At 38.6% G+C, this 17,624-nt stretch carries 17 protein-coding genes; 12 read left to right on the top strand and 5 right to left on the bottom strand.

The features are described 5' to 3' along the window. Positions 1–35: 35 nt before the first annotated feature. The 3 genes from G9H60_RS03490 to G9H60_RS03480 are packed head-to-tail and all read left to right on the top strand — an operon-like array spanning position 36 to position 2,260. Complete coding sequence (locus G9H60_RS03490) at positions 36–614, top strand: DUF1599 domain-containing protein (RefSeq protein WP_223142712.1); 579 nt, start codon at positions 36–38, stop codon at positions 612–614. Positions 615–626: 12 nt separating this feature from the next. Further along, entirely contained in the window at positions 627–1,736 is a 1,110-nt protein-coding gene (locus G9H60_RS03485) for a BT_3928 family protein (protein WP_223142711.1), read from the top strand. Between the two features lie 2 nt (positions 1,737–1,738). Beyond that, positions 1,739–2,260, top strand: coding sequence for a shikimate kinase (locus G9H60_RS03480; RefSeq protein WP_223142710.1), 522 nt, complete (start codon positions 1,739–1,741; stop codon positions 2,258–2,260). Here the strand turns inward: G9H60_RS03480 and G9H60_RS03475 are convergent, their stop codons facing one another. Continuing rightward, positions 2,261–3,817, bottom strand: coding sequence for a hypothetical protein (locus tag G9H60_RS03475; RefSeq protein WP_223142709.1), 1,557 nt, complete (start codon positions 3,815–3,817; stop codon positions 2,261–2,263). Positions 3,818–3,828: 11 nt separating this feature from the next. Further along, positions 3,829–4,848, bottom strand: coding sequence for a hypothetical protein (locus G9H60_RS03470; RefSeq protein ID WP_223142708.1), 1,020 nt, complete (start codon positions 4,846–4,848; stop codon positions 3,829–3,831). Positions 4,849–4,980: 132 nt separating this feature from the next. Between G9H60_RS03470 and proS the strand changes: the two genes are divergently transcribed. After that, entirely contained in the window at positions 4,981–6,453 is a 1,473-nt protein-coding gene (gene proS / locus G9H60_RS03465) for a proline--tRNA ligase (protein ID WP_223142707.1), read from the top strand. Here the strand turns inward: proS and G9H60_RS03460 are convergent. The 3 genes from G9H60_RS03460 to G9H60_RS03450 all read right to left on the bottom strand — a co-directional run bounded on the left by G9H60_RS03460 (position 6,450) and on the right by G9H60_RS03450 (position 9,508). Next, on the bottom strand, positions 6,450–7,601 hold the full coding sequence (locus G9H60_RS03460) for a cysteine desulfurase family protein (RefSeq protein WP_223142706.1): 1,152 nt from the start codon (positions 7,599–7,601) through the stop codon (positions 6,450–6,452). The two genes, proS and G9H60_RS03460, sit on opposite strands and share 4 nt — an antisense overlap. A 5-nt stretch (positions 7,602–7,606) precedes the next feature. Then, a complete protein-coding gene (gene glmM, locus G9H60_RS03455) occupies positions 7,607–8,995 on the bottom strand; it encodes a phosphoglucosamine mutase (RefSeq protein WP_223142705.1) in 1,389 nt (462 codons plus the stop codon). A gap of 180 nt (positions 8,996–9,175) precedes the next feature. Then, positions 9,176–9,508, bottom strand: coding sequence for a winged helix-turn-helix transcriptional regulator (locus G9H60_RS03450; protein WP_223142704.1), 333 nt, complete (start codon positions 9,506–9,508; stop codon positions 9,176–9,178). 117 nt (positions 9,509–9,625) lie between these two features. Here G9H60_RS03450 and G9H60_RS03445 point away from each other — a divergent pair, with 117 nt between their 5' ends. The 8 genes from G9H60_RS03445 (at position 9,626) to G9H60_RS03410 (ending at position 17,620) form a co-directional block, all read left to right on the top strand. Next, positions 9,626–10,705, top strand: coding sequence for an alkene reductase (locus G9H60_RS03445; protein WP_223142703.1), 1,080 nt, complete (start codon positions 9,626–9,628; stop codon positions 10,703–10,705). Between the two features lie 11 nt (positions 10,706–10,716). Then, on the top strand, positions 10,717–10,983 hold the full coding sequence (locus G9H60_RS03440) for a hypothetical protein (protein WP_223142702.1): 267 nt from the start codon (positions 10,717–10,719) through the stop codon (positions 10,981–10,983). 612 nt (positions 10,984–11,595) lie between these two features. Continuing rightward, complete coding sequence (locus G9H60_RS03435; RefSeq protein ID WP_223142701.1) at positions 11,596–12,009, top strand: hypothetical protein; 414 nt, start codon at positions 11,596–11,598, stop codon at positions 12,007–12,009. A gap of 220 nt (positions 12,010–12,229) precedes the next feature. Further along, positions 12,230–14,191 carry a DUF2075 domain-containing protein gene (locus tag G9H60_RS03430; RefSeq protein WP_223142700.1) on the top strand — a complete coding sequence of 654 codons (1,962 nt, stop codon included), beginning with the start codon at positions 12,230–12,232 and terminating at the stop codon, positions 14,189–14,191. 49 nt (positions 14,192–14,240) lie between these two features. Continuing rightward, positions 14,241–14,699 (top strand): DUF1801 domain-containing protein, encoded by a 459-nt coding sequence (locus G9H60_RS03425; protein ID WP_223142699.1) that lies wholly within the window; start codon positions 14,241–14,243, stop codon positions 14,697–14,699. A gap of 24 nt (positions 14,700–14,723) precedes the next feature. After that, positions 14,724–15,206, top strand: coding sequence for a GyrI-like domain-containing protein (locus G9H60_RS03420; RefSeq protein ID WP_223142698.1), 483 nt, complete (start codon positions 14,724–14,726; stop codon positions 15,204–15,206). Positions 15,207–15,344: 138 nt separating this feature from the next. Continuing rightward, complete coding sequence (locus G9H60_RS03415; RefSeq protein WP_223142697.1) at positions 15,345–16,334, top strand: bifunctional heptose 7-phosphate kinase/heptose 1-phosphate adenyltransferase; 990 nt, start codon at positions 15,345–15,347, stop codon at positions 16,332–16,334. Between the two features lie 2 nt (positions 16,335–16,336). Beyond that, positions 16,337–17,620 carry an AGE family epimerase/isomerase gene (locus G9H60_RS03410; RefSeq protein ID WP_223142696.1) on the top strand — a complete coding sequence of 428 codons (1,284 nt, stop codon included), beginning with the start codon at positions 16,337–16,339 and terminating at the stop codon, positions 17,618–17,620. The last annotated feature ends 4 nt before the right edge of the window (positions 17,621–17,624 follow it).

Raw genomic sequence — 17,624 nt, 5'->3', positions numbered from 1 at the left:
TGAAAAAAAAGAGATTTGTAAACTAATCCTCTCCTATGAACAGGGACAATGCGCCTTCCCAAACTGAAATCGAATATCGACAAGTAATTTCACACTGCAAAGCCTTGTTTGATAAAAAAAACAAAGATTACGGTACTTCTTGGCGAATTCTACGGTTGCCCAGTTTAACAGATCAAATTTTTATTAAAGCGCAGCGTATACGCAGCATTCAAGAAAAAGGAGAACAAAAAATCCAAGATGGTATCGAGGGTGAATTCATTGGAATCATCAATTACTGCATTATTGCTTTAATTCAAAAGTCGCTTGAAAATTCAGAACAAATGGAGTTTTCAGCTGAAGAATTAAGTCAATTTTACGACCATCAAGTAGAAACTACTTTAGAACTTTTACGCAATAAAAACCATGATTACGGTGAGGCATGGCGCGACATGCGCGTGAGTAGCATGACAGACCTCATTTTAATGAAAATTTTCCGCACCAAACAAATCGAAAACAACCTTGGTGTAACCTTGGTTTCAGAAGGTGTAGAAGCAAATTACCAAGACATGCTGAATTACGCTGTCTTCTGTTTGATTAAAATCAAGGAAGAGCAAATGCAAATCCAACAACAATAATCCACCAATAACATGCGGCAATACAGTCGAATCGCTACTTTTTTATTGGTCTTTATCTTCCTCTTTTCAGGTCTCATCAAACTCAACGACCCGATTGGCACCCAATTAAAATTGGAAGAATATTTCGATGTGTTCTCCCAAGATTTTCCAGCCATGGAAGGTTTTTGGAAATTCTGGATTCCCTTTGCTCTACCATTATCCATCCTATTAAGTAGTCTAGAAATTGTTTTAGGTATTGCTTTGTGGGCAAATTATCGAACTAAACAAGTACTTTGGACATTTTTAGGCCTTTTAGGTTTCTTCGGTTTCTTAACTTTTTATTCAGCCTATTTCAATAAAGTTACTGATTGCGGATGCTTCGGTGAAACAATTAAATTAACTCCTTGGACCTCTTTCTTTAAAGATGTATTCTTGTTTGTTTTGGCACTTAGTCTATTATTTACCGACAAGGTAAAGTCATTTAACAAGAATCTCAGTCCGGTCATTATTAGTGCTGTCATCAGCGTTACATTAGGTGTTTACTGCTATTTCTACCTACCTATAAACGATGGGCTTCCCTATGCAATAGGTGATAATATACCCCAAAACATGAAATCCAGAGAAGCTTTGCGCTTTTCCTATGTGTATAAAATCAATGGTAAGGAGGAAACCTTAACTGAAATGCCAACTGATACCCAAGCCGTTTTTGTTTCCATGCAAGCCTTGAATGAAAAAGAAGCTAGACCTTTAATTACAGATTACCGAATTTGGGTAGAAAACGATACAGTGGATTATACCGCAGAGAGTTTCAAAGGAAAGAAACTCATGGTCATCATTCCCAATGTACATCATTCTCATTTGGAAGCTTTAAAACAAATTGGCATACTGGCCAACGAAGCCAGCAAAAAAGGAATTACGGTATGGCTATTGAGTGCCTCCTCCGATGAAGAGGTCAATGCCATCCGACATGAGTATCAATTGAATTTCCCAGCCATGTCTGTGGATACTAAAGTATTAAAAACCATCATTCGTTCTAGCCCAGGGCTTTGGTTACTCAACCAAGGAACTGTACGTGGTAAATGGTCTGCCTACCACCTGCCTAGTATCGAAGACATAGACCAAAGTTTATTAACAACAGATTAAGAATGAAAAATATTTATTTAATAGGTATGCCCTCATCGGGTAAAAGTACTCTTGGTAAAGAATTAGCGAAAAACTTAGGATTTAGTTTTACGGACATGGACAAGCTGATTGAAACAAGGGAACAAAAAACTATTTCAGAAATTTTTTCGAACCAGGGAGAAGCGCATTTTCGTGAATTAGAACGCAAAACTTTACATGGCTTCCAACCAGATCAATCCATGGTCATCGCCACAGGTGGAGGGGTACCTTGCTTTTTTGATAACATGGAATACATGAAAAAGAATGGTATCAGTATTTTCTTGAATGTTGAATTGGATGACTTAGCCAAAAGATTGTATAAGGCTCAAGGAAATAACCGCCCATTATTGGACAAAAGCCAAAGCGAGGAAGCCGTTATAGCAACCATCAAAAAAACTTTTGAAGAGCGACTTCCATTTTATAAGCAAGCCGACATTCAAGTGGATGGAGAAATTAGTGTCAACCAATTATTGTGGTTGATTGAATCCTACGTACCTGTTCAGTAATTAAAATAAAATTCCCGCTCCTAAAACTAGCTGCAGGTTATTTTTGGTCAACATGGCTGAAGAATAATCTGCAGCATTTTTTAAGCTATATGGAGTAAACCCATCCTTTGCAGTACGCTGAACGGCTGTTAAATCAATGTAAAAGGAAGAAGTGCGGTATCCAATACCACCCGAAATTTGCAAGCTATTGCGATCAATACTATCATAAGTACTAGCATATCCGCCTCCAAACTGAGCAACTCCTGCTCGCACATTCCAATTCGAAGTTACCCGAATCTCCGTGCCAATTTTAATGTTCAATGCAGAATCAAAATTTCGTTTGATCTGTCCATTGTGCTTATCTTGAAACTGCTGGTTGGCCAATGAGGACAATTCGCCTGAAGAAACGCGCATACCAGGATAGTTCACATATGCCAAATCCATGCTCAAAAAGCCCCTTTTCCCAAAGAAATAAGCCAAGCCACCAGATAAGGTCATTGGTGATGTCATTTGGTAAGTAAACTCATTCGGAGTTACATATACAGGTCTAACCTTGGTAATGATGATAGGAACACCATTGGAATCATAAGATGGAATTCCATTGACTGTTGGGCTAATGCGTGCATCATAACGCTCAGTCATTTGATCAAAATAAGCTGGACTTTGGAAATTAAATGCCACCCTTAAATTGGGCGTCCATTTATATATCATACCTAGCGACAAGGAAATTCCGGAACCATTGGTAACCAAATTTTCACGGTAATTCATTCCCGCCACATAGCGTCCACCTACATATTCTTCTGTCCAATTACTGGTAGTTGTTGAAGTTATTTTAGAAAATTGCAAACCTGCTCCAATGTATAATTTGTCCATATAGGATGCCCCATAACTAAAATTCCAACTGCTCAAAGCTCCTGAATTTACGACTTCTCCTACTTGGGAGGTTGGCAAATTTGGCTCATATCGAGTAAAAGGAACACCTCCTGAAGTTGCATTTGGATCAATCAGATAAGCTTGATAAGCTGCGGCTTCTGGACTATCCGCATAATTGCTTGCTGGACTATATTCATCATCTAAACTAGCCCCTGTAGCTTTTTTATCATTGGCCTTTTCAATAAAGGAATCCAATAATGAACTTCGGTTATTCGTTCCAGTCACATATATTGGTTGAGTAAAGACTACATGTCTAGAAAAACTGATACCAAAAGCTCCATGCCATTTATTATAGGTAGTTGGATCTCCTGCCAAGACTAAACCCAAACTGGGTAAATGAAATAATGCATCTGTTTGTTTGGCTGTACTCCCCAAATACTCCGCACTAGTGGAGGAGTTCTGTTGGGCCATACTCACATGTACCTCTGAGCGATTGTAAAATCCTAAACCAGCAGGATTGCCAGCAATCGAACTAATATCAGCTCCTAAAACACTGTATGTACCTCCCAAAGCCTGCATACGAGCAGTACCTGTCCCATAGCTAGAAGAAAAGTATTTGGCCAAATTGGCATATGTGTAAATCTGCCCAAACACAAAGCTAGGTAAACACAATCCTAAGACGATTGTTAAAATATACTTTTTCATAAGATCAAAAATTACCTAGGTCCACGTGAACTTCCGCCACCGCCTCCACCACCTGTGCTTCCTCCTCCACCATAAGATCCTCCTCCAGAATTATATGAAGGTCTAGAAAACGTTTCCGTCTGGCGTGATTGAGATGGTTCCGCATAGCGGTATTCTACATTACTATTTCTTCTTGGCGCAGCTGAACGCTCGCTACTTTGTGTTCCTACCGAACGGTTAGAATAAGTACTTGGCTGATTTGAACCTTGATTGTTGTAGTAATTATTGCCACTTCTAGGCGTATTGGAGAATGAATCTCCATAGGAACCTCTATTGGAAGAAGCAGCATCGCGAGGTCCATAATTCACTTTACGTGGAGGATCTACCGTGGTATTATTGTAATTATAACCACTTGAACCCAATGAGTTGTAGTAATTGTAATTATTATTCACTACCCCACCAAAATTACGGTATGGGTTGTAGAATGACCATGGATTATAGAAGGGATCATAATAGCGATAAGAATTAAATCCATAAACGGATCCAAAGCCGAAAGAAGAACCATACAAAAATGGATCATACATCATGCCATAGCCAGCCATAGCAGGGTTCATCATCATGTTATATGAACTCAAAGGCGAATACCAACGAGATCCGAAGCCATAACCAAAGCTAATCATGGGATTTACATACCAGTTATTCCAAGCCGAAGCGGTATTAAATCCTGCATTATAACCACTATTATACACTTGGTTATAGGTGTTAGGATTCACACTATTGTTGTAATTATAAACACTTCTAGAATTCAAATATGTCGACTGCTCCGCAATTCCCTCTTCCTCCTCAATGACAACCGTATTGTCATCAAAATTCAAATAATCCGATTTTACTTTTTTAGTTGAAGCCACCGCACGCTGGGGTGCATCATACAAATCATCTGAAGCAAATTGCTTCTTGGCAACTTCTCCTGATGGACTGACCTGAATGGTCACACAGCCCTGAAATAAAGCCGCGATACCCAGAAAAGACAAGATAATTAGTTGATTTTTCATGGTCTTAGAGATAAAAGTATAAGCTTAACTAAGGACAATAACGTATCTTTGTCGCTAATCGTTCGTTGAGTGATAATATTAACACAAATAAAACGAATAAATATTTAATTAATTACGCGACAAGCTATTTTTATGAGTAAATCCTTACCCAGCAGAGCTGAAAATTATTCCGAATGGTATAACGAATTGGTGAAGCGTGCCGACCTAGCTGAAAACTCAGCAGTTCGTGGCTGTATGATCATCAAACCTTATGGCTATTCTATTTGGGAAAAAATGCAAAGAGCCTTGGATGATATGTTCAAAGAAACAGGGCACGTAAACGCTTATTTTCCCCTTTTGATCCCCAAATCATTCCTTTCCAAAGAAGCTTCCCACGTAGAAGGCTTTGCTAAAGAATGTGCTGTAGTGACCCATTACCGACTAAAAAATGACCCAAACGGCCACGGAGTAATTGTGGATCCAGATGCGAAATTGGAAGAAGAATTAATCATTCGTCCGACTTCAGAAACCGTAATTTGGTCTACCTATAAAAACTGGGTGCAATCTTACCGCGACTTGCCTATTTTGATGAATCAATGGGCTAATGTTATGCGCTGGGAAATGCGTACTCGTTTGTTCTTGAGAACTGCCGAATTCCTTTGGCAAGAAGGGCATACGGCCCATGCTACCAAAGAAGAAGCTGTAGATGAAACAGAACAGATGTTGAACATCTATGCTGAATTTGCGGAGACTTTCATGGCGATGCCCGTAATTAAAGGTCGTAAAACGGCTAATGAGCGTTTTGCTGGTGCTGAAGACACCTATTGCATCGAAGCTATGATGCAAGATGGAAAGGCCTTGCAGGCTGGTACTTCCCACTTTTTGGGACAAAATTTTGCTAAGGCATTTGATGTGAAGTTTTTGAACAAAGCCAACCAACAAGAGTTTGTGTGGGGTACCTCTTGGGGTGTTTCTACCCGTTTGATGGGAGCTTTAATCATGGCTCATTCAGATGACCAAGGTTTGGTATTGCCTCCAAAATTAGCTCCTATCCAAGTGGTGATTGTACCAATTTACAAGGGTGAAGAGCAATTGAATAATATCAAATCCAAAATTGATCCATTGGTTGCCGCTTTGAAGAAAAGAGGCATATCGGTAAAATTTGATGTATCTGAAAACCAAAGCCCTGGCTTTAAGTTTGCTGAATATGAATTAAAAGGAGTACCTGTTCGCTTAGCGATTGGTAACCGTGATATTGAAAATGGCACCATTGAATTGGCTCGTCGTGATACCCGTGTAAAAACCAGTTTGCCATTTGAAGACATTGAGCAAGTGATTGTAGATACCTTAGACGATATCCAAACTAGCATCTATCAAAAAGCATTGGATTTCAGAGCTTCCAATACCTTTGATGTGAATACTTGGGATGAATTTCTGGTAAAAATAGAGGAGGGTGGATTCTTGTCGGCCCATTGGGATGGAAGTCCAGAGACCGAAGAAAAGATCAAGGAATTGACTAAAGCCACCATTCGTTGTATTCCTTTGGATTCCCAGGAAGTTGCAGGAAAATGCATCCTTACTGGAAACCCATCGAAACAACGTGTTATTTTTGCTCGCGCTTACTAAGCCGCAGGAATCAATTTCTTTAATACCTCCAATACCCGATCGATCTCCGATTGGGTATTGTTTTTTGAGAAAGAAAATCGAACGGCTGCACCTGTCGCATTTGGATTCAAAGCTGAAAGGACGTGAGAACCAACGGATGTTCCACTCGAACAAGCACTTCCTCCTGATGCGGAAATTTTCTCGATATCCAATTGAAACAAAAGCATATCCCCATCCACTACCTGAGGAAATCGTACATTGAGAACTGTGTAAAGGCTATTCTCTACGTCACCTGATTTACCATTGAATTCCACATTCGGGAATGCTTGTTTCAATCCTTCAATGAAATAAGCCTTTAAGCCTTTGATGTAGGCCTCATGGGCATCCATTTCTTCATAGGCAATCGACAAAGCTTTGGCTAGACCTATAGCCCCATAGACATTTTCTGTACCTCCTCGTTGATTACGCTCTTGCGCGCCACCATGTAACAGTGGATGGAATTTCGAACCAGCTTTGGCATATAAAAAACCGACACCCTTGGGACCATGAAATTTATGTGCTGCACCTACAATGAAATGTACGGGTAATTGCGACATATCATGTCGATAATGTCCCATAGTTTGAACAGTATCAGAATGAAATATGGCTCCGTATTGCTCACAAAGAGCACCTACTGCATTCAAATCTAGTAGGTTAGCAATTTCATTATTACCATGCATCAAACTAACTAAAGCCTGAGGATTTTCTTGCAAAAGACGCTCTAAATCCGCTAAATCAATGCTGCCATCGGGAAGCAATTGAACTAATTTAAGATTCACCAAACCAAGTTTCAACCAAGCCTCTGCCGTATGCAAAACAGCATGATGCTCTAATGGCGAAGTAATGATGGTCTTTACCCCACCGTATAACACGGTAGATTGAATCACGGTATTATCCGCTTCAGTACCACCTGAAGTAAAGAATATCTCGGATGGGGAGGCATTTAGTAATGTCGCAATGGTCTTGCGAGCGCGCTCGATCGCCACTTTGGCTTGTCGGCCATGAGAGTGAATCGATGAGGGATTAGCCGTGAAATTTTCAAAATACGGCTGCATTTCTTGCCAAACTAAAGGGTCAATGGGCGTGGTAGCTGCATTGTCCAAATAGATGGGCGTGACAGAATTTGACATAAATTTTAAGACTGTGCGATTTTTTCAATCGCATTCATAATTTGTTGAGCAAAAGTGTTGGCTTGTTCTTCCGTAGAAGCTTCCGCATATATTCGAATGATAGGTTCAGTATTGGATTTGCGCAAATGCACCCATCCCTCTGGGAAGTCAATTTTGACTCCATCAATCGTATTAACATTGTATTCTTGATAGGCTTTGGCAATCGAATCAAGGATTAAATCCACATTCAGTTTGGCAGAAAGCTCAATTTTATTCTTTGAAATCACATAGGCTGGATAAGATGCCCTCAATGCTGAAATCTTCATCCCAGAATTTGCCAAATGCGTTAAAAATAAACCGATACCCACTAAAGCATCACGTCCATAATGTGATTCCGGGAAGATCACTCCCCCATTTCCCTCTCCACCAATAATGGCCTTTTGAGCCTTCATTTGGTTGACTACATTCACTTCACCCACAGCGGCCGCAAAATAATGCCCACCTTTTGACTCGGTCACATCACGTAAAGCACGGGTGGACGACAAGTTAGAGACCGTGTTTCCAATTTGTTTGGACAAAACATAATCAGCTACAGCCACCAAGGTATATTCTTCTCCAAATGGTGTTCCATCTTCATTAATGAAGCAAAGACGATCCACATCTGGGTCCACCACGATACCTAAGTCATAATTACCTGACTTCATTTTGGCAATCATGTCTGTCAAGTTTTCAGGTAAAGGTTCTGGGTTATGGGCAAAATGACCCGTAGGTTCACCGAAAATTACATCAACATGGGCGGCACCCAAGGCTTTTAATAAATGAGGCACCACGATGCCACCTGTGGAATTCACAGCATCCACTAAAATGCGGAATTTAGATTGAACAATGGCATTGACATCCACCCAAGGAAGATCAAGCACATGTTGAATATGTTGATCCAAGAAAGTATCGTCCTGAGTGATTTTCCCCAATTGAAATACTTCAGAAAACTGAAAATCTTGTTGTTCTGCAATTTGCAATAAAGCCTTCCCATCAGCATCTGAAATAAATTCTCCATCTGAATTTAGGAGCTTCAATGCATTCCATTGAGCAGGATTATGACTGGCAGTAATGATGATACCACCTGCCGCTTTTGTCCAAGGGACGGCTAGTTCAACCGTAGGAGTAGTTGACAAACCAATATCTAGTACATTCCAACCCAAACCAATTAAGGTATTCGCTACCAAAGAAGAAACCATTTCACCCGAAATACGTGCATCACGACCCAATACAATGGAGTTAGATGGATGATTATTGCGACGCAGCCAAGTGCCATAAGCAGCAGCAAAAGTAACTACATCGATTGGACTTAAGCCCTCACCAGGCTTTCCTCCAATAGTACCACGAATTCCAGAGATTGATTTAATTAAGGCCAAAATACTAATATTTTAAAGGTGGAAACGAAAGGTAAATTTACAAATTTGCGACAAGAAATGGGAAGGAATGTTGGATTATAAATTATTTAGTAATGGCAAATGCCTGTAGGCCCCTTCACTATAAACTAAATCTTCATTCTACATTTCCCATTCTACATTCTTCATTCTATATTCTTCATTCTACATTCCAGAAGCAAACTCCTGGCCCCATTGATGCAAAGAAGCAATACTGGGAAGTAGTTTTTCTCCTTTCGAGGTTAGGGTATATTCAACTGTCGGCGGAACTGTCGCAAAAACCTCCCGAGTGATTATGCCATTCACTTCCATATTTTTCAATTCCTTGACCAACATTCGGGTATTAATACCCTCAACTGAGCGTTCTAATTCTTTGAAACGCATTTTACCTTTCGATAAAATATAAATGATTGGCATGGACCATTTACCGCCAATAATATCCAACACTTCCTTCAAGGAACATGTTTTTTCTGAAATACTTAAATTATTTTCTCCCATAACTATTTGATTATAAGCATTGCTTTACCTTGGGTTACTACTGTACATTCGTGTAACTACTTTCAAAAGTAAAGTAATGACTTTATGTTTACAAGAAAATAATCAAAAAGCTAAAAAATGAAATTACTCGAAGCAATAAAATTAGGTCAACACGACCTAAAAAATAGCATGGTGATGGCTCCCATGACTAGGAGTCGGGCTACTGTCGATGGACTTGTCGGTGAATCCACACAAGTATATTATTCCCAACGTGCCAGTGCTGGTTTAATCATCACTGAAGCGATTAACATATCCAAGCAAGCCTTGGGAAGTCCTTTGACACCAGGGATTTACACGATCGAACAAATAGCCGCATGGAAAAAAGTGACTCAATCCGTTCATGAAAATGGTGGAGTCATTTATGCTCAATTATGGCATACAGGACGTGTGGGACATTCATTAGTAAAAAATGGAGAACTGCCAGTTTCTGCCTCCGCGGTGGCTATTGAGGGTCAACAACATTTTACGATGGAAGGTATGAAAGATTATGAGACGCCGAGAGCATTGAGCACAGAAGAGGTAAAAAACATCATTCAAGAATACAAGCAAGCTGCTATCAATGCCCTAGAAGCTGGTTTTGATGGAGTAGAATTGCATTCTGCCTTTGGATACTTACCTAATCAATTTTTAGCTGACAGTGTCAATCAAAGAACGGATGAATATGGAGGTAATGATGAAAATAGGAATCGTTTTGTCGTTGAAATCATGCAGGAATTGGTCCAAGCCATTGGAGAGGATAAAGTAGGCATACGTATCTCACCAACTAGCACGTATAATGGTATTTCACACCAAAATCCAGTGGGCCAATTTAGCCTTTTGATTCAAGAATTGAACAAATTACCATTGGCCTACATCCACATCATGCATGTACCCTTTTCACTTGAGCAGTTTCCCAATTACCCAAGTGATTCCATCGAAACATTTGGAAAAATCAGTCAACATCCCGTGATTGCCAATTTGGGTTATACAAGGGAAACAGGAGAAGCGGAATTGCAAAAAGGCATTGCGAAACTTATATCGTTTGGTACACTTTTTTTAGCGAATCCCGACTTGCCCAAACGATTTGAATTAAATGCCGAATTGAACCAAGCTGACCGTGCAACCATGTATGGTGGTCAAGATTATGGCTATATTGATTATCCATTTTTAAATAAATAAACATATATATCATGAATTGCATTCAAGCTATTTTGACCATTGACATCGACAATCTCCCGACCAATTTTCAAGAAATCATTCAACACGAGCAAGCCAAAATTGCTCAATGGAAAGAAGAGGGTATTTTGGAAAACTTTTTTCTACGTCAAAGCAAAAATGGAGCAGTGTTGGTATTCAAAAATATAGACCAAGAGCAAGTAGAAATCCTTATGACGACCTTACCCATATACCCATTGAGAAAAAGCATTGAATACTTCCCCTTGATCAAGCAGTTTTGATCATAATCGTTTAGCGTTATCAAATTTTGAATATTTGATAACGCTAAATTTTTATAAAATGCTGCATTACACAGCTTGAATACCATTGCCTCATCAATTCGCATCATTCTGATGCACCAAGGATTCGCTTAATCCATTTCGAAAGACATTCCTCTTATCTAAATCTAAGGATTCAACCCAAGTCCAGCGTCAATAATTCAGACAAAATCACATCAAATCTGGTAAATCAGAAGAATTTAAACTTTTGTTGACAAACAAAAGCCTCATTTAAAATTCAGAACATAATCCCTATATCCTACCTAATAGGGCGATTTTACATAGAATCTCAAAAATTTAAATTTCTCTTGACAAAATAATACGTAACACGCGGATTAAGAGATTAAACTTTTTAAAGAGAAAAAGTAGATTAGGCAAAAAATCTCGGCCCATAAAAACAAATTTAGATGGGTAAAAAATTATTGATTCGGGTCAAAAAGGATTGACCATCCAGGGTGACAGAAATTCAAACATGTGGAGCAGATACCACCACAAAAACGGACTGTTCTCATTCAGTCAATTCAATGAGAGGCGGAAACCGAAAAGCCAAAGAGTAGGAGTACTAATCTATTTAAAATGTCAAATTTAAAAGCAAAATACACATTTGTTTCTCCTACAACAGGAAACACCTATGTTCTACATGTTCAAACAGGACCATTGACGAACCCAATACGTACAATAGACAATCCTAATTGTATAGGTTGGACGATTGTAAGTGGAACCTTTGTGGCAGTTGTCGATGGAGTGTCTACATCATACAACGTTCCTGGTGGAAATACCCTTATGATTTACAATGGATTATGGCAAAGTGCAGCCGCTTCACCAGATGGCTCAGTCTTGTGTCAAGGTATTGACCGATTATTTGTTTTTGTTTCTTCAGATAATGGGAACACATCAATTTCTGCAAACAGTAACAATAGCATCCAAATTTCATTGGGTACATTGAATGATACAGCTACCTTATCAAACTTTGTTTTTCCTCCACAATAAATAAAGTGTAAAAGGATTCCAAGTGGTTTAGATTTGTCAAATTTTGAAAATTTGACAAATCTTTCACATGGGATTCATTTTCAATGTTTTGCATTTTAAATTATCAAAAGGCTTAAATTGCATTTACAATATTCAAACCAAAGTGTTCAATAATTTCTAGAAACAAGCTTGCCTAATTCAATTAGAATTCTACAATATTCACTAATTATCTAAACCTAAGATGACAAGAAGCTACTATTCAAATTCGGTTACCAACTTCTTGATTGACGATAACGACAAGATACTTGGACAATTAATTCGAAATCATTCATTTGCAACCGAAAATTTACAGCGTAATGCATGGATGAGGCAAATTGAAATCCTCAAGGCTACGCTAATTCCATTTAAAAGAGGTACTATATACTTTGAGTTTTCTATTCCTAGGATGGGAAAACGTGTTGATAACATTTTACTTCTTGATGATTTTATATTTGTCATGGAATTTAAAGTTGGCGAATCTGAATATCAAAAACATGCCATAGAACAAACTGTTGACTACTGTTTAGATTTACAAAATTTTCATCAGGGAAGTCATTATGAAAAAATTGTTCCTTTATTGATATCAACAAAAGCACCCAACATTCAAAATAAATGGGAAATTGAAAATCAATTATTAGACCCAATATTTGCTAATCAATCTAACCTTACTGAAAATATTAATCAAACACTTCGATTGAGCAATAGCACGAAAATAGATCCTATTAAGTGGGAAAAATCGACATATAAACCAACACCTACTATCATTGAAGCCTCACAAGCCTTATATAGGGGTCATTCTGTTACTGAAATTTCACGAAGTGATTCAGGTGCAATTAACCTAACCAAAACAACAGAATGTATAAATCGTATTATTGAAAAATCAAAAACATCACACAGTAAATCAATTTGTTTTTTGACTGGAGTACCTGGAGCTGGTAAAACCCTTGCAGGATTAAACATTGCAAACGAAAGAAGAAAAGCTCATGAAGATGAAAATGCTGTTTTTCTTTCTGGGAATGGCCCTTTGGTTTATGTACTGAGAGAAGCTTTGGTTCGAGATGAAGTATTGCAAGCCAAAGAAAATGGCAAAAAATTGACAAAAAAAAGTTCCGTAATAAAAGCCAATGCCTTCATACAAAATATTCATCATTTCAGAGATGATAATTTAATATCTCTACATGCTCCAGATGAAAAAGTAGTTGTCTTTGATGAAGCCCAACGTGCTTGGACGCGAGAAAAAGCGGCTTCATTCATGAAATCAAAAGGTACGGATTTTCACATGTCTGAACCTGAATTCTTGATTGAAGTAATGAATCGACATGAAAATTATTGCACAATTATATGTCTCATTGGAGGAGGCCAAGAAATAAATACTGGGGAAGCAGGTTTATCCGAATGGATCTTAGCCTTAAAAAATCATTATCCCAATTGGATAATATATTATTCCAATATGATCACCGATGATAAAGACTATTTAGGAAATGAATCTTTGAAAGATTGGTTAAATAAAACTGGGAATTCTGAAAAAGAACTCCATCTATCTGTATCTGTTCGTTCATTTAGATCGGAAAAAATATCAAGTTTTGTTCATAAATTAATCGAAGGCAATGCTAATAATGCAAAATCAATTTTAACTGAAATCAATAATCAATTCCCCATACTTCTAACTAGAGATATTTCTGTCGCAAAAAGATGGCTAAGAAAAAATGCAAAAGGTACTGAAAGAATTGGAATAATTGGAAGCTCAGGTGGAAGAAGATTAAGACCACTTGGTATTGATGTAAAAAATGAGATTACGGCAGAGGATTGGTTCTTGAACGATGCAAGAGACGTACGTTCTTCCCAGTATTTAGAACTTGTTGCCACAGAATTTGATATACAAGGGTTGGAAATAGATTACGTTTGCTTAGCCTGGGATATTAATTTCTACTTCAAAAATGGTGAATGGAATTACCAATCTTTCGAAGGAACAAAATGGAAAGGAATTGTAAATGAAATTAATAAATCCTATATAAGAAATTCGTACAGAGTATTAATGACAAGAGCTAGGCAAGGATTAATTATTTTCATTCCCAATGGCGACCAATTAGATCAGACAAGACCGTTAGATCTTTATGATAGTACATATCAATTTTTGAGCTCATGTGGGATAAAAACAATCTAAAAACATATTACCTTAGATTTACCCTAATTCATCTTATATCTCCTCTCTCATGTCCAACCAAGCCCTAAGCCCAGATGAATATGAAAACCTCTTAACTGATGATCGGAAAGTGATCATCGCTAGGTTAAGAAAAACGATATTGGATCATCTTCCTCCAGGATTTGAAGAAACCATCAGTTATGGGATGATTGGCTATGTCGTACCCAAATCCATATACCCTGCTGGATACCATTGTAAAACCGATGAGCCCCTACCCTTTTTGAGCATCGCCTCACAAAAAAACTTCATTGCAATGTACCACATGGGCATGTATGCCAACGAAAAGCTACTTCAATGGTTTCAAGATGAATATCCGAAACATGCCAAATCAAAATTGGACATGGGAAAAAGTTGTGTCAGATTCAAAAAAATGGATGATATCCCTTTCTCATTAATTGCAAAATTGGCTCAAAAAATAACTGTAGAAGATTGGATTAAATGCTATGAGAGCATGTTAAAAAAATCATAATTCATCCGCTATTTTGATCCAAGCATGACACCTAGAATTGAAATCCTTCCAGAAAAAAGACTCATAGGTATACATCAAGAAATGAGTTTGGCCGCCAATACCACAAGTCAACTTTGGGCTACTTTCATGCCCAGACGCCATGAAATATCCGACGCTTACACTTCGAATTTGATTTCCTTGCAAATTTACCCAACCAACTATTTTATCGAATTTTCTCCCATGAACCATTTTGTAAAATGGGCATGCATCGAGGTAAGTCCATCTGCCCCAATTCCCCAAGGCATGGAAAGCCTCCTGTTAATAGGTGGTTTGTACGCGGTATTCAAGTACCAAGGTCTTGCTGACCCTCAAATCTTTCAATATATTTTCACTACCTGGTTACCTGCTTCCGAATATAAACTCGATTACCGTCCACATTTTGAGGTCTTAGGAGAAAAGTATAAAAATAATGACCCAAATTCTGAAGAAGAAATATGGATACCGGTAAAAAGGAAGAATGTAGAATGAAGAATTAAGAATGTAGAATGTTATCAAATCCGTCGATCATTTATAATTCATCATTTACAATTTACAATTCCCTTTTGACGATTTTTATTTAGCTTTACATCATTATAAACCTATTATTTCAATCTATACCATTTACGCATGTCCCCCGAACAATTACGGAACATCCTAAGCCGTATTCAATCCTTGAAAATTGCGGTCATTGGAGATTTTGCCATTGATTTTTACTTCCAAAAAACAGAAGAAACCGGCGACTTTTCTGTCGAAACAAGAAAAGAAGTACATTGGGCCAAAACCCCCAAAACAGGTTTAGGTGGAGCAGGAAATGTAGCCAAAAACCTAGCTACATTAGGAGTTCCTACCTCTGCTTTTGGACTGATTGGTTCCGATATTTTTGGTCGAGATATGAATTTCCACTGCCAAAATCTAGGCATTCATGCCGAGAACCTTAAGTCGCTGCCAAGTATGGACACTCCTACTTACTCCAAACCCATGCAGGGAGAGGTGGAATTGAATCGGATCGACTTTGGTACACAAGAAAAAGATATCGTTCAGGCCAGTCAAGATTTAGTGGATTCCCTCTGTAATCAGCTTGATAAATACGATTGGGTAATTATCAACGAGCAATTTCGATATCCTTTACTGAACCAACATTTGCTTGAAAAGCTACAATCAGCCATGAATAAGGCACACAAAATAGGCCTAGCCGATTTACGTAGCTTAGGGAATTTTGCCAATCAAGTCCTTCTGAAAGTCAATGAATCTGAATTAGCCCATTTATTACATATCAACCCCGCTTTATTGGAAGACAGTGAAAAACTGCCTGACATTGTTAAAGAATGGGTCAAAAACCGCCGACAAGGTGCTTTGCTAACCTTGGGTGATCGAGGGCTCATTTATGCGGACCATGATCATTTCCATTGGCAAGCTGGCATTCCTGCCAAAGGCCCCATTGATACCGTGGGTGCAGGTGATATGATTGTAGCAGGATTTTCTGCAGCCAAAGCAGCAGGAGCCAGTATACAAGAAGCCTGTGAATTTGCTACCTTGTGTGCGCATATTTCTATACATAAACTAGGCGAAACAGGCGAAGCCACTCCTCAAGAAATTTTAGATCTAAACCAATTATAACCATGAATGTTCAAGAAATTGAAGCCCTAAGAAAAGAAATTAAAGACTATACCGAAGCGCATTTATTGCCTTTCTGGTCAAAAAGAACCATCGATAAAGAATACGGTGGCTACTTAACCCATTTTGATGAATTTGGAAATGACTCTGGCACTGATGAAAAATCATTAATCGCCCAAACACGTTCTGTATTCACTTATTCTCAAGCCTACCGTCACGGTTTCGGTGGACCTATCATGAAGGAAATGGCCGAACATGGGGTTAAATACCTGATTGAAAAAATGTGGGACGAGAAAAATGGTGGTTTCTATTGGATGATGGACCGTAAAGGAAATGCCACCAACAAACAGAAAATCGGTTATGGACATAGTTTTGTAATCTATAGCTTAAGTGAATATACCCTAGCCACCGGCGACCCAATCGGTTTAGCTTATGCTGAAAAGACCTTTGATCTACTTCAAAAATATGCTGTTGATACCAATTTGGGCGGCTATTGGGAGTTTTTCTCCGAAGAATGGGAATTGATGGGTGCTGGTTCTCCGGGTGGCGATCGCAAAACCTTGGACGTACACATGCACTTAATGGAAGCATTCACCACTTTATACGAAGCCAGTGGCAAAGAAGTACACCGAAGAAAATTGAAGGAATCCATTGATATTTTAATCCAAAAAATCATGCATCCAGTGTACGGTACAGGTGTTCCTCAATTCTGGGCTGATTGGTCTGTGGCTCCACAAATCAAATTCGACATTGTTTGGGGATGGGACCGTTTTGCCGAAGGTGGCCAAAAAGCCTCGGCTGTAGATAATACATCTTATGGTCACAACTCCGAATTCGGTTGGTTATTGATGCACGCTCTTCGTGTAGGTAAATTCCCAGTAGCCGACTACTTGGACAATCTGAAGAAAGCCTTTTATCATTCGATGGAACACGGAATCGATTGGGAATTTGGAGGGGTTTTTGTAGAAGGTTCTCACGATGGACAAGTCTATGATAAAGAAAAAGAATTTTGGCAACAGGCTGAAATGCTGATTGGTATGGCTGATGCCTACCTATTAACCAAAGATCAAGACTTCTTAAAAGCTTATCGTCAGGTACATCGTTTTGTTTTCGATAAAATGATTAATTTTAACACCGGTGAGTGGTGGCCTTTGATGACTAGAGAGGGTGAACCTATCTGGAGACATATGTCACACTCCTGGAAAATTAACTACCATAATGTAAGATCCATGATTCTTTCCTATGAAAAATTAGGAGAAGCAGCCAAGGTCTTAGCTAACTCTAATTAACTCA

The organism is Aquirufa aurantiipilula, assembly GCF_019923745.1.
Classification (GTDB): Bacteria; Bacteroidota; Bacteroidia; order Cytophagales; family Spirosomataceae; genus Aquirufa; species Aquirufa aurantiipilula.
The sequence above is the reverse complement of the archived record's forward strand: the minus strand, read 5'-3'. Positions and strand labels throughout refer to the sequence as shown.

Coding starts and splice junctions, on each gene's coding strand:
- G9H60_RS03490 (WP_223142712.1), top strand. CDS start 36: ATGAACAGGGACAATGCGCCTTCCCAAACTGAAATCGAATATCGACAA.
- G9H60_RS03485 (WP_223142711.1), top strand. CDS start 627: ATGCGGCAATACAGTCGAATCGCTACTTTTTTATTGGTCTTTATCTTC.
- G9H60_RS03480 (WP_223142710.1), top strand. CDS start 1,739: ATGAAAAATATTTATTTAATAGGTATGCCCTCATCGGGTAAAAGTACT.
- G9H60_RS03475 (WP_223142709.1), bottom strand. CDS start 3,817: ATGAAAAAGTATATTTTAACAATCGTCTTAGGATTGTGTTTACCTAGC.
- G9H60_RS03470 (WP_223142708.1), bottom strand. CDS start 4,848: ATGAAAAATCAACTAATTATCTTGTCTTTTCTGGGTATCGCGGCTTTA.
- proS (WP_223142707.1), top strand. CDS start 4,981: ATGAGTAAATCCTTACCCAGCAGAGCTGAAAATTATTCCGAATGGTAT.
- G9H60_RS03460 (WP_223142706.1), bottom strand. CDS start 7,601: ATGTCAAATTCTGTCACGCCCATCTATTTGGACAATGCAGCTACCACG.
- G9H60_RS03450 (WP_223142704.1), bottom strand. CDS start 9,508: ATGGGAGAAAATAATTTAAGTATTTCAGAAAAAACATGTTCCTTGAAG.
- G9H60_RS03445 (WP_223142703.1), top strand. CDS start 9,626: ATGAAATTACTCGAAGCAATAAAATTAGGTCAACACGACCTAAAAAAT.
- G9H60_RS03440 (WP_223142702.1), top strand. CDS start 10,717: ATGAATTGCATTCAAGCTATTTTGACCATTGACATCGACAATCTCCCG.
- G9H60_RS03435 (WP_223142701.1), top strand. CDS start 11,596: ATGTCAAATTTAAAAGCAAAATACACATTTGTTTCTCCTACAACAGGA.
- G9H60_RS03430 (WP_223142700.1), top strand. CDS start 12,230: ATGACAAGAAGCTACTATTCAAATTCGGTTACCAACTTCTTGATTGAC.
- G9H60_RS03425 (WP_223142699.1), top strand. CDS start 14,241: ATGTCCAACCAAGCCCTAAGCCCAGATGAATATGAAAACCTCTTAACT.
- G9H60_RS03420 (WP_223142698.1), top strand. CDS start 14,724: ATGACACCTAGAATTGAAATCCTTCCAGAAAAAAGACTCATAGGTATA.
- G9H60_RS03415 (WP_223142697.1), top strand. CDS start 15,345: ATGTCCCCCGAACAATTACGGAACATCCTAAGCCGTATTCAATCCTTG.
- G9H60_RS03410 (WP_223142696.1), top strand. CDS start 16,337: ATGAATGTTCAAGAAATTGAAGCCCTAAGAAAAGAAATTAAAGACTAT.